The organism is Micromonospora sp. NPDC005172, assembly GCF_040608555.1.
GTDB lineage: Bacteria > Actinomycetota > Actinomycetes > Mycobacteriales > Micromonosporaceae > Micromonospora.
This window is the reverse complement of the sequence record NZ_JBEXIL010000089.1, coordinates 1-12356: the sequence shown is the minus strand read 5'-3', so window position 1 is coordinate 12356 and position 12356 is coordinate 1. Positions and strand designations below refer to the sequence as shown.

At 69.8% G+C, this 12356-nt stretch carries 11 protein-coding genes; 5 read left to right on the top strand and 6 right to left on the bottom strand.

Annotated features, from left to right (window positions below; translation table 11 throughout):
• On the bottom strand, positions 1-869 hold an 869-nt coding region (locus ABZV06_RS31250), incomplete at its 3' end, for a non-reducing end alpha-L-arabinofuranosidase family hydrolase (RefSeq protein WP_355625827.1).
• Positions 870-1233: 364 nt separating this feature from the next.
• Positions 1234-1896, bottom strand: coding sequence for a hypothetical protein (locus tag ABZV06_RS31245; protein ID WP_355625825.1), 663 nt, complete (start codon positions 1894-1896; stop codon positions 1234-1236).
• 184 nt (positions 1897-2080) lie between these two features.
• Between ABZV06_RS31245 and ABZV06_RS31240 the strand changes: the two genes are divergently transcribed.
• The 4 genes from ABZV06_RS31240 (at position 2081) to ABZV06_RS31225 (ending at position 7721) form a co-directional block, all read left to right on the top strand.
• On the top strand, positions 2081-3298 hold the full coding sequence (locus tag ABZV06_RS31240; RefSeq protein ID WP_355625823.1) for a HupE/UreJ family protein: 1218 nt from the start codon (positions 2081-2083) through the stop codon (positions 3296-3298).
• A 144-nt stretch (positions 3299-3442) separates the two neighbouring features.
• On the top strand, positions 3443-5416 hold the full coding sequence (locus ABZV06_RS31235) for an FN3 domain-containing metallophosphoesterase family protein (RefSeq protein ID WP_355625821.1): 1974 nt from the start codon (positions 3443-3445) through the stop codon (positions 5414-5416).
• Positions 5417-5508: 92 nt separating this feature from the next.
• On the top strand, positions 5509-6576 hold the full coding sequence (locus ABZV06_RS31230) for a DUF916 domain-containing protein (protein ID WP_355625819.1): 1068 nt from the start codon (positions 5509-5511) through the stop codon (positions 6574-6576).
• Positions 6577-6749: 173 nt separating this feature from the next.
• Positions 6750-7721 carry an NADP-dependent oxidoreductase gene (locus tag ABZV06_RS31225; RefSeq protein WP_355249042.1) on the top strand — a complete coding sequence of 324 codons (972 nt, stop codon included), beginning with the start codon at positions 6750-6752 and terminating at the stop codon, positions 7719-7721.
• A 4-nt stretch (positions 7722-7725) separates the two neighbouring features.
• On the opposite strand, the gene ABZV06_RS31220 is transcribed toward ABZV06_RS31225, so the two are convergent.
• The 4 genes from ABZV06_RS31220 to trpS all read right to left on the bottom strand — a co-directional run bounded on the left by ABZV06_RS31220 (position 7726) and on the right by trpS (position 11131).
• The gene (locus ABZV06_RS31220; protein ID WP_355249040.1) at positions 7726-8316 is read right to left on the bottom strand and encodes an HAD family phosphatase; all 591 of its coding nucleotides are present in this window, start codon (positions 8314-8316) and stop codon (positions 7726-7728) included.
• A gap of 29 nt (positions 8317-8345) precedes the next feature.
• Positions 8346-9596 (bottom strand): sigma-70 family RNA polymerase sigma factor, encoded by a 1251-nt coding sequence (locus ABZV06_RS31215; protein ID WP_355625831.1) that lies wholly within the window; start codon positions 9594-9596, stop codon positions 8346-8348.
• Between the two features lie 5 nt (positions 9597-9601).
• Positions 9602-9943: a YciI family protein gene (locus ABZV06_RS31210; RefSeq protein ID WP_355625829.1), complete on the bottom strand. Its 342-nt coding sequence runs from the start codon at positions 9941-9943 to the stop codon at positions 9602-9604.
• Between the two features lie 129 nt (positions 9944-10072).
• On the bottom strand, positions 10073-11131 hold the full coding sequence (gene trpS / locus ABZV06_RS31205) for a tryptophan--tRNA ligase (RefSeq protein ID WP_355625817.1): 1059 nt from the start codon (positions 11129-11131) through the stop codon (positions 10073-10075).
• 371 nt (positions 11132-11502) lie between these two features.
• Between trpS and ABZV06_RS31200 the strand changes: the two genes are divergently transcribed.
• Positions 11503-11757: a hypothetical protein gene (locus ABZV06_RS31200; RefSeq protein ID WP_355249034.1), complete on the top strand. Its 255-nt coding sequence runs from the start codon at positions 11503-11505 to the stop codon at positions 11755-11757.
• Positions 11758-12356: the final 599 nt, after the last annotated feature.

Below are 12356 nucleotides of genomic sequence, written 5' to 3'. Positions count from 1 at the left end.
TTGGTGGGGTCGGTCGAGGTGCGGTAGGAGAAGGCGGTGCCGCCCCACTGGTAGGCCAGGACCCAGATGTTGCGGGGTGCGAAGTAGAACAGGGTGGGTGCGACGGTGGCGTTGTTCATGGTGTTCTGGCTGGCGGAGGCCATCTCGGACCAGTTGGTGAACAGGCCGAAGTTCATCGACCCCCACCGGCTGCCGAAGTCGTGCGTGGTCGCGTAGACGAGTTGCCGGCCGTTGTAGGGGGCCACCGTGAAGTCCTTCAGTGACACCCAGCCCGACTTGGGCTGCGCGAGGGCGCCGGTCGACGACCACCGGTACGACGACGGCAGGCTGCACGTGGTCGGCGGCGGGGTCGTGGGCGGTGGCGTGGTGGGCGGCGGGGTCGTGGGCGGTGGCGTGGTGGGCGGCGGAGTCGTCGGCGGAGGCGTCGTGGGCGGCGGCGTGGTTGGCGTGGTGCCGCCGTCGCAGGTCACTCCGTTGAGAGCGAAGCTGGTCGGAGCCGGGTTGCTGCCCGTGTAGGAGCCGTTGAATCCGAACGAGGCGGTGCCGTTGGTCGCGATCGAGCCGTTGTAGCTCACGTTCCGCGCGGTCACCGCCGCCCCGCTCTGCGTCAGCGTGGTGTTCCACGACTGGGTGATCGTCTGGCCGGCGCCGTAGGACCACGTCAACGTCCAACTGCTCACCGGATCACCGAGGTTCGTGATCGTTACGTTGGCGCCGAAGCCACCCGGCCACTCGGACGACACGGCGTAGTTCACCGAGCAGCCCGCCGCCGCCGCGCCCGCCGGCAGTGCCACGGCGACCGTGGCCGACGCCAGTAACGCGACACCGGCCGAGACAACCCCGATATTGGTCGGTCTGAATATGGTCATCGAGCACCCTCCTGACGGGACGGCGGCCTCCACATTCGTGGGAGTGATTGTTAGGTGAGCGTTAACAGCCGCGTCCGGTATGTTACGGGAGCGCTCCCAAACCATCAACCTCGATGTCTTGAAAGCTGGCAAACGAAATCTTCAGCGCTCCCAGCAGGGCTTCTGTGGTCGCCCGGGGGTGTGGGGTGAGCACGGCGGACGCACGGACCACCGTGCGCCGAGCAGGCGAAGGAGCGGGTGATGACGACCCTGCTCTGTTATCGATAACATCGCCCGATCACTCCGTCGCATACGAGCATGACGACGCCGGTGCTGGTCGACGCGCGGACGAGGTACGGCCGGATCGACACCCTGGGTGGGCGGGTCAGAGCCAGACCACGATGCCGGTCAGGTCGTTGAGCACGGCGGCCACGCCCGCCCTGATGGCGGCCGCGCAGCGCTCGGCCGTGAACGAGCCCGCGTCGTACGACGAGGACATGCCGAGCCCTTCGCCGCGGAACGACGCCCCCTCCCAGTCGACGGCGGTGACGTTGTGGGTGGGCTCGGCCAACTCCGCGCCGATCACCAGGAAGTTCGCGTCCAGGTGGTTCGGTGTGACCAACGCGAGGGGGTCGATCAGCTCGTTGCCCGCGCTGACGATGAGGTCCGCGTTCATCCCGATCGCCTTGCTGACGCTCGCGACGGCGTCGTGCGGGTCGTCGACCACGATCGTGCGCAGGTCGACGTGCTCGTCGTCGGCCCAGCCCCGTACCGCCGCCACGAGGGCCTTGGTCGGCGCGTCCTCGCCGGCGGTCAGCAACACCACCCGGTAGTCCTTCGACGGGTGCACGTCGGCCCACGATCCGGGCTTCGGCGTGATGGTCGCCTCCGGCGCGGGCTTCGCGGAGTCGTCGACGAATCCCGGGCCGAGCGCGCCGACGGCGCTGGGCGTGGGGTGCGGTTGGGACCAGTCGTCGCCGGAGCCGCAGCCGGCGAGGAGGACAGCGGTCGTGGCCAGTAGGGCGACGGCCCGAAGCGGGGGGCGCAAGGTGATCGTCCTTCTCCGATGGTGACGGGCAGGTGCGCGTACGTCCCGTATTCCTATCCCAGATCCGGCGGGCCGCGATCCGTGGGCGGTCGCCCCGGGTATTTGTTCTCCGTCGGTTCGTCGGCGGGCGGGTTGGCGTTTACCCGAGCGGTGCAGCGTGCACTCGCCAACCGAGGGGAACCGCATGCTGGGCCACATCCGCCGTACCGTTGTCGTCGCCGTTGTCGTATTTGCGGTGACCCTGCTTCCGTTTCTCGGCGGGGGCGCGGCGTTCGCGCACGGATTTTCGTCGACCATCTACGCCAAAATCTCTGCCGGAGACGAAGGTCACATCCGCTCCGAATTGGAGCTCGAATACGACCTTCTGGTGGTGTCGGCTGCCGACTCCGGTGACGATGATCCGCTCTTCCAGGCCGGGAACGCCGCCTTCGAGGCGGGTGACTCGACGGCGCAGGCCGCCGCGCTGAAGGCCCACGCGCCGACGGTCCTGCGCTACGTCACCGACCGCCTCTCGGTGACCGCGCGAGGTGCGGCCTGCCGGCCGACCCAGGTGCGTGACGCGACGATCGGCGTCCGCGACGGTGTGCCGTACGCGGACCTGCTGCTCGACTGGACCTGCCCGGAGCGGGTGGCAGAGCACGAGGTGCGCAGCGGTCTCTTCCCGGACGGGGAGGCGTACGTCAAGGACACCAAGACGATCGTCACCTACGAGATCGACGGCCGGTCGGGCAGTGCCGCGCTCGACGCCGCCAACCCCTCGTTCTCAACCGCGCAGAGCGCCTACCAGCGGTTCGGCGAGTTCTTCCTGCTGGGCGCCGAGCACCTGCTGTCCGGCATCGACCACATCCTGTTCCTGTTGGCGCTCATCGCCGGGTCGCGGCGTCTGCGGGAGATCGTGCTCGCGGCCACCAGCTTCACGCTGGCGCACTCGGTGACGTTCCTGCTCGCGGCCCTCGGCCTGGTCGACGTGCCCTCGCGGGTCGTGGAGCCGGTCATCGCGCTGTCGATCGCCGTCGTGGCCGGCTGGCATCTGTGGGGGATCTGGCGGCGCGGTGACCACGCGACCGACCTCGAGACGGCCGGGCGAGGTCACCTCAGTCTGGATCGCCGGGGCTGGATCCGCCTCGGTGTCGTCTTCTGCTTCGGCCTCGTGCACGGGTTGGGCTTCGCGGGCGCGCTGGGCATCGACGAGGCGTGGTCGTGGACGCTGCTGTGGTCGCTGCTGGTGTTCAACGTCGGTATCGAGATTGTCCAGTTGGCGATTGTCGCCGCCGTCTTCCCGCTGCTGTTCGTGCTGCGCCGTCGTGCGCCGAAAGCGGCTCTCTGGGTGACCGGTGCGGTTTCCGCGGCGGTGTCCATCATGGGGCTGATCTGGTTTTTCCAGCGTGTCGTGGGGTCCTGAGTACGGCTAACCAGTTCGCGACGTGCAGCCCTTCGCAAGATCACGTTAATGAGGGGTTCACCGGTCGGCGAAAGGTTTGGACCGACTTCCCCACCCTCGGGCGAAGAGCAATTCATTTCTCTATTCGAAAAGGGAACAATGTCGATGACATTGAGCACCTCGACACGGGCCCCCGGGCTCGTGCGGCGGCGCGTTGTCGCCGGGGTCGTGGCCGGATTCCTGGGAGTGGGCGCGGCCCTCGGCAGCGGTCTGCTGACCGCCGCCAGCGCCGCCGACCCCACCACCGTGTCCGGCATCGTCCTCGGCGTCGGTGCCAACGAGACCCAGCGCATCGTGTCCTGGTACTCCTCGACCGACACCGCCCAGAAGATCCAGCTCGCCCCGACCGCCGAGATCGTCAACGGCGAGTTCCCGGCCACCGCGGTCAGCTTCGACGCCGTCGGCGCCGCGAACACGTCCACCACCGGCTTCAACCGCCACGCGACGATCAGCAACCTGCGCGAGAACACGGCGTACTCGTACCTGGTCGGCGCCGAGGGAAGCTGGTCCCCGGCGTACGCCTTCAAGACGCAGGACTTCGAGGGCGACTACGACTTCCTGTTCTTCGGTGACCCGCAGATCGGCTCGTCCGGTGACCGGCTCAAGGACCAGGCCGGCTGGGAGGAGACCCTGAAGGTCGCCACCGGGGCCAACCCGGACGCCGAGCTGCTGGTCTCGGCCGGCGACCACGTGGAGAGCGCCAACGACGAGGGTCAGTGGACCTCGTTCCTGGCCCCCGACCAGCTGCGTCAGATCCCCCTCGTCGCCACCATCGGCAACCACGACGTCGGCGGCAAGTCCTACGAGCAGCACCACTTCACCCCGAACACCGACCGCTCGGCCCAGTACTACAACGGCGACCAGGCGACCCGGTCCGGTGGCGACTACTGGTTCATCCACAAGGACGTGCTGTTCATCGACCTGAACAGCAACAGCTACGCCAACCCGGCGGACGGCTCGGCCGGCGGCGACGCCGCGCACGTCGCGTACGTCACCGACGTCATCAAGAAGCACGGCTCCGAGGCCAAGTGGAAGGTGCTGGTCTACCACCACTCCATCTACTCCCCGGCCAGCCACGCGACCGACAGCGACAACAAGCAGCGGCGCGAGGACTTCACCACGGCGTTCTCCAACCTCGGCGTCGACATGGTGCTGCAGGGGCACGACCACAGCTACTCGCGCAGCTACTCGATCAAGAACGGCCAGAAGGAGAACCCGGCGGAGAAGCCCGGCGCTCCCGAGGTCTACCCCGGCCCGGGTGGAGTCATCTACGTGACGGCCAACTCGGCGTCCGGTTCGAAGTACTACGACATCAAGAAGCCCGACGACAGCGGCACCGGCATCCGGGGCAACGGCCCGGACCCGCTGGACCCGGACAAGTACTGGTACAACTCGTCACAGAACCAGGAGCACGTCCGCAGCTACGTCAAGGTGCAGGTGCGCGGCGACAAGTTGGTCCTGGCGAACGTCCGCAGCGGCACCTGCGCGGCCCCGAACGCGGCCGTCGAGAAGGGTCTCTCCTGCGTGAACACCCCGGACGGCCAACCGGTCGGCTCGGTCACCGACAAGGTGACGGTGCACCCGTACCACGGTGACGGCCAGGCCATCCAGGTCAACGTGCCCAACCCGGCCCCGGGTGAGTTCGGCTGGACGATCGACGGCTACAACGGCCTGGTCGACCTGGGTACGGCGCAGGAGCGCAACGGCACCTACTTCGAGGCGACCGGCAAGATCAACCCAATCCTCGTGTCGGACAGCCGCCGCTCGCTCGCCCCGTGGTCGATCTCGGCCAGCGTCGGTGACTTCTCCGACGCCGACAAGACGTTCTCCGGCTCGTACCTGGGCTGGACCCCGTACGTCCTCGACGCCGGCGCGGGCGCGGAGGCCGGCGCTCCGGTCCTGCCGTCCCTCGACGACCAGGGCAAGGGCCTCTCGGTCTCCAGCGGTCTGGGCGCGGCTGTGCAGGGTCACCCCCGGGGCGGCGCCAAGCTCGGCGCCGACCTGGATCTGAAGATCCCGGACAGCATCGCGAAGGGCAGCTACCGCACCACGCTCACGATCACTGCCCTGAGCAGCTGACCGAACCTGTTCCACCAGGCGGGGCAGGCACCATCCGGGGCCTGCCCCGCCACCGGTTCACCCACCATCAAGATCACTTCGAGGACCCCGAGATGCGACCGTCCGTAACGCGCTGGAAGACACTCCTTCGTACGACCGTGCTGTCCCTGCTCGCCGTCGTCGCGGCGGCCGGCGTCGGCGGCGGCCCCGCCCTGGCGGCCGACGGCAGCGTCGCCTGGACGGTCCGGACGGCCTCGAACAGCTACGGCGAAGCCCGGTCGAGCTACAGCTACAACGTCAACCCGGGCGGGACCGTCGAGGACGCCATGGTGGTGGCCAACCGCGGCCCGGCGCCCCTGACGCTCGCCGTGTACGCCGCCGACGGCTTCACCACCGACGCGGGGCAACTCGACCTGCTCACCAGGGACAAGAAGTCCGTGGCGGTCGGCGCCTGGGTCAAGCCGAGCGCCGGCAGCGTCGTGATCCAGCCCGGCAGGACGGCACAGGTTCCCTTCACGGTCACCGTTCCGGCCAACGCCACGCCCGGCGACCACGTCGGCGGCATCCTCACCACGCTGACCCAGGCCGACCAGGCCGAGGGCATCAACGTCGACCGCCGCCTCGGCATCCGGATCACGTTGCGGGTGGGCGGCGAGCTGAAGCCGAACCTCGCCGTCGAGAACCTCCACGTCACGTACGACGGGCCGGCGAACCCGCTCGCCAAGGGCGACGCGACGGTCTCCTACACGATCCACAACACCGGTAACGCCGCCCTCTCCGGGAAGCAGTCGGTGTCGGTGTCGGGCCCGTTCGGCATCCTGCGCGCCCGGGCCGCTGACATCGCCGCGCCGCCGCAACTGCTTCCCGGCGAGAGCTGGGACGTCACGGTGCCGGTACGCGATGTGACGCCCGCCGTCCGGCTCGCGGCGACCGCCACCGTCACTCCGCTGCTCACCGACGCGTCGGGATCCACCACCGCACTCAAGGCGGTCGAAGTGACCGCTTACGGCTGGGCCCTGCCGTGGATGTTCCTCCTCGTGCTCGTCCTGCTGATCGCCGCTGTCGTCGGGGCGTACCAGTACCGCCGCCGTGCCCGGACGAGGCGCAAGGCGGGCGAGGACGCCCGGGTGCGCGACGCTGTCGCGCAGGCCCTCGGCGGCCGGGAGCCGAAGACGTCCTGACCGCACGGAGGTGGCTCGCCGCGCGACGCGGAGGCGATCGCGCGGGCCGGCGACCGCACCCGCCGCTACCGTGGCCGGTCGCCCTTGTGGGTGAACGACGTTCAGCACCGGGTCGGGACCGCTCGTGAGCCGGCATGCTGCGACGGTGACGCCGGCCCGGAGAGGAAGCCCTTATGGTTGACGCGGACGTGCCAGAGCGGATGCAGGCTGCGGCCCTGGACGAGTTCGGCGGGCCGGAGGTGATCACTCTGCGGAAACTCCCGGTGCCCGAGGCCGCCGCCGACGAGGTGCTGATCAAGGTCCTGAGCGCCGGTGTGGGCGTGTGGGACGTCTACGAGCGGCAGGGCGTGCTGGTCCCCGAGGGCACCGAGTTTCCGATCGTGCCCGGATCGGACGGCGCCGGAACCGTCATCGCGGCCGGCAGCCAGGTGACCGACCTCGCGGTGGGTGACCTGGTCTACGTCGCCGCCACCAACCGTCCGAAGGGCGGCTTCTACGCCGAGTACGCGGCCGTCAAGGCCGAGTACGTCGCGAAGCTGCCCGACGGTCTGCCCGCCGAGCACGCCGGTGCGATGTCCACCGACGCGCTGACGGCGCTGGCCGGGCTGGACACCCTCAGCCTGCCGACGGGCGCCTGGCTGTTGATCTTCGGTGCGAGCGGTGGGCAGGGCCACCTGGCCGTGCAGTTGGCCAAGCGACAGGGCCTCAACGTGATCGCGGTGGCCTCCGGCAGCGACGGGGTCGCGCTGGTGACCCGGCTCGGCGCCGACGTGTCGCTCGACGGCCACGCCGACCCCGCCGAGGTGCTCTCGACGATCCGGGACGCTGCCCCACAGGGGGTGAGCGGCATCCTGGCGATGGCCGGCGGAAAGACGCTGGACCGGCTCACCGAGACGCTGTCCGACGGCGGCGTCGTCGCGTACGCCCACGGGGTGCAGCCGGAACCGCGTGAACGGTCCGGTGTGTCGGTCCGGGCGTACGACGGTGTGGCCAACCGTGAACAGTTGCGGCGCCTCAACGAGCTCATCCAGGCCGGGCCGTTCGTGGTGCACGTCGCCGAGACGTTTCCGCTGGGCAAGGTACGGGAGGCGCACAAGCGCCTGGAGACGTCCTACCTGGGCAAGCTGCTACTGACGATCGCCTGAGACGTCAGCCGGCGCGCTGCTGCGGCACGCGTACCGACGCCATGCCGGCCGCCGTCGCGGCCTGGATGCCCAGGTCGGTGTCCTCGAAGACCAGGCAGGACTCCGGGGGTACGCCGAGCTGCCGTGCCGCGATCAGGAACGCCTCCGGGTCGGGCTTGGCCCGCGTGTAGTCCTCGGCGCACACCAGCACGTCGAACCGGTCCAGCAGGTCCAGCGCCTCCAGCGAGGCGGTGACCGCGGCGCGGGTGCTCCCCGAGACGACGGCGAACGGCACGCGCCGATGCGCCTCGTGGATGTGCGCCACCACCTCGGGCACGGCGGTGACCTGCGGCAGCAACTCCTGGTAGATGCGCTCGCGGTTCTCGACGACGGTCGCCACCGGCATCGCCAACCCGTGCCGCTCGTTCAACGCGACGATGATGTCGGCGGTCGGCCGGCCACCCCACGCGTAGAAGAGATCCTCCGGGAACTCGCAGCCCCACTCGTCGAGCGCCCGCTGCCAGGCCACGTAGTGCAGCGGCATCGAGTCGACGATGGTGCCGTCGCAGTCGAACAGGTACGCGGCGAAGTCACCGGGTGGCAGAGGCAGAGTCACCGGGGAAGGGTACAGCGGCCGCTTCCTGTTCAGTCGCCGGTGACGGAGGCCAGCCGACGGCGTAGGTGCTCCCGTTCCGGCTCGGTGCCGACCAGCGTCAGCGCGTCGCGGTACGCCGCTGCGGCCTCGTCGAGGCGTCCGAGCCGGCGCAGCAGGTCCGCCCTGGTCGCCGGATAGAGGTGGTAGCCACGCAGCCGCGGATCGTCGGCCAACCCGTCCAACAGCGCGAGCCCCGCGTCCGGCCCGTCCCGCATGGCCACTGCGGCGGCCCGGTTCAGCGCCACGACCGGTGAGGGCACCATGCGGAGCAGAACGTCGTACAGCGCCACCACCTGGGGCCAGTCGGTGCTGGCCACATCCGGTGCCTCGTCGTGCAACGCGGCGATGGCGGCCTGCACGGCGTACGGCCCGGGCGCCGGGCCCCTCAGCGCGGCCACCACCAGCGCGCGCCCCTCGTCGATCATCGCGTGGTCCCACCGTCCGCGGTCCTGGTCGTCGAGGAGGACCACGGCGCCGTCCGGGCCGGTCCGTGCGGCACGTCGGGCGTGCACCAGCAGCAGTAGTCCCAGCAGACCCGCGACCTCCCGCTGAGCGGGCAGCAGCCGGCGCAGGATCCGGGCCAGCCGGACGGCCTCCTCGGCGAGGTCGGTCCGCTGGAGATCGGGGCCGGAACTGGCGGCGTACCCCTCGGTGAAGATCGAGTAGACGGCCTGGAGCACCGTGGGCAGACGCGCGGGCAGCTCGTCGACGCCGGGCACCCGGAACGGGATGCGCGCGTCGCGGATCTTCCGTTTGGCCCGGACGAGTCGCTGGGCCATGGTGGCGTGCGGCACCAGGAAGGCCCGGGCCACCTCGGCCGTGGTGAGCCCGGCGAGGAAGCGCAGGGTGAGCGCCCCGCGATCCTGTGCGGGCAGGGCCGGATGGGCGCAGGTGAAGAAGAGCGCGAGGCGGTCGTCGGGCAGGTCCGGGTCGGCGTCGGCCGGCGGCGCAGGGTCGGATCGCTCGGCCTCCGCCCGGAGTACGGCCAGCCGGGTGGCCAGCACCCGGTCCCGACGCAACCGGTCGACGGCGCGGCGGCGGGCCGTGGTGAGCAGCCAGGCGGCCGGCCGGCTCGGGACGCCGTCGACCGGCCAGTGCACCAGCGCCGCCTCGATCGCCTCGGAGGCGACCTCCTCGGCCAGGTCGAGGTCGCCGAACCGGTGTACGAGCGAGGCGAGCAGCCGGCCGTGTTCCTCCCGGAACACCGCCTCCACCGAGCCGGCTGCCGCACCCGTGTCCACCACGATCAGGCCTCGACCTCGATCTCGGCGACCGGCCGTACCTGCACCGACCCGTTGCCGATGGCGCCGGGGCTGCGGGCCGCCCAATCCAGCGCGACGTCGAGATCGGGTACGTCGATGATGTCGTACCCGCCGAGCACCTCGCGGGTCTCGGCGAACGGCCCGTCGGTGATCGTGCGTTCACCGTCCGGGCCCACCTGCACCGTCGTGCAGGTGGTCAGGTCCTGCAACGGGTGCCCGGAGACCCAGATCCCCGCGTCCTTCATCTCCCGGTCGTAGCGGACCCAGTCCTCGAAGGTGCACCCGTTGCCGGCCTCGTCGTTCGCGGGGCTCATGAACAGCAGCATGTACTTCACGTGTCGGCTCCTCTCGGTGCGGTGGTGTCGCCGCACAGCATGACGACGAACGAGGTCCGGGGATATCGACACGGCGTCCGGACGCTTTCGCGGGGCGTCCGGTCCCTGGCGGCGTCCGCGTCAGGCAGGGACGTCCGTCCGGTGCCGGGTCCGCTCGGCACGCCGTCGCATCTGCTGGTACGCGCCGGTCAGCCCCATCGCCCGCCGTACCTCGACGAGGGTCCGGCGGACCTCCACGCGGGTCCGCTCGGTGCCCTCCACGACCAGGCGATCGACCAGCCCACGATCGGCCGCTATCTCGGCACGGCGCTCCCGGATCGGCGTCAGGAACGTCTCCAATGCGACAACCAGGCATTCCTTGACCTCCACATCGCCCACCTGGCCGGCCCGGTAACGCCGCGCCAGGTCGGCCACCTCGTTCCGGTCCGGGTTGAACACCTCGTGGTACGCGAAGACCGGGTTCCCCTCCACCGTTCCCGGCACGTCAGCCCGTACGCGATTGGGGTCGGTGTACATGCCCAGGACCTTCCGACGTACCGTCGCCGGATCGTCGGAGAGGGTGATCGTGTTGCCCCGGCTCTTGCTCATCTTGGCTGCGCCGTCGGTGCCGACCAGGCTCGGCGTCTCCGCCGGGATCAGCTCGGGCACCGGGAAGACCTCGCCGTACAGGTGGTTGAACCGCCGGGCGATCTCCCGGGTCACCTCGACGTGGGCGGCGTTGTCCCGGCCGACCGGGACCACCTCACCCTTCACGCAGAGGATGTCCGCGGCCTGGAGCACCGGGTAACCCAGCAGTCCGTACGGCATCTCCTCCTTGCCGGCGTCGCGCGCCATGTCCTTGAGCGACGGCACCCGTTCCAGTCGGGGCACGGTCACCAGGTTCTGCAGGAGGGTGTTCAGGTCGCCGACCTCGGGGATCGCCGACTGGAGGTAGAAGGTGGCCCGTGTCGGGTCGACGCCGGCGGCGAGGATGTCGGTCACCATCTCGCGGGCGTTGCGGGAGACCTGATCGATGTCCTCCCGCCGGTTGCGGGTCGTGAGCATGTGCAGGTCGGCGATGATGAAGAAGCTCTCGTAGCGCTGGTGCAGCCGTACCCGATTGGCGATGCTGCCAACGTAGTGGCCGAGGTGCAGGCGGCCGGTGGGCCGGTCGCCGGTGAGCATGCGTGCGACGGACATGGCGATGTGCCTTTCGTGCGGCAGGATGGGTCACGCGTGGGCGCGCGCCGAGGGGGCGGAACCGCCCTCGGTCAGCGGAGAACAGGGCTCAGCGAGCCGTCCGCCATCGCGCGCCGGCGCGGTACCGCAGGCCACCGGCACGGAGTACGTCCAGAAGTTGCTCACGGCCGTCGCCGGAGCTGGTCGGGAACACAGGCACGACACCACGCGGAAGGCCGTCGATCACATCGACCGCCTCCGGTACGCAGCTGCCCGTCCGGACCACGACCTCACACTACCCGCGGCGCCGGTGTGCCCGGCGACGTCCGACCGGTGGTCGCGGTCGGCGTCCGGAGCGGTGACCAGCACCGCCGCTGACATACTCGGCAGTCATGGTGTTGTCGCGAGGGTGGTCCGCCTTCCTGGTCGGGGTAGGAATCTGGACCTGGGTGATCTGGCCGAGGTTCGCAGTCGCCATCTGGCAGGACCCGCGTGCATGGCTATCCGGCACGGTGGGGGAGGGTGCGCCGACGGCGTTCCTGTGGGTGCACGCGCTGCTGATCGCCGCGTCCCTGGCCATCGGCACGACCGTCGGTGTCCTTGGAATCCGTGGCTGGCTGATCGCACGCCGGAGCGAAACGCGCTGAACTGCGGAACTGCCACCCCAGGTCGAAGTGTGACGCGGGACGCCACCAGCCGATTTGACGATCAAACCCGCGGACGCGTAACTTTCTCTCTGCCAGCGCGGAACGGGGCAAACGGGACGAAGTCCTGAAAGAACCGAACCGGTCTGGCAACCGGGTCAGGCAGGGGTTCGCTCCTGCGGGACACGGTTTCGGGCGGGGCTCGCCGGATCTGCCAGGAGGCGGATTTGGTGCAGCGGAACCGACCGGGTAAGGTTCACGACCGGCAGGGAACCGGGCGCGACTGCGGGACACCGCAGCGGCCGGCCTGCCAAATCCGACGACCTGACGCAGCGGTTCGCTGCTGCGTGAGTGCGTCGGGACCAACCCGCACGAAGCATGACAGACCGGGACACGCCGGTTTGACACGGCCGAGACGGTGAGGTAACGTAGTAAAAGTGCCCGGCGCGAGAGCGACGGGGACACGGTACGAAAAGCCCCGGGATGGGGCCCACTGGTTGGGTCTTTTGATCGGTGTGTGGTTGTTCTTTGAGAACTCAACAGGGTGCTTGTAAAGCCAGTGCCAATTATGATTTATACCCCGGACTGGCAGCCTGCTTTTG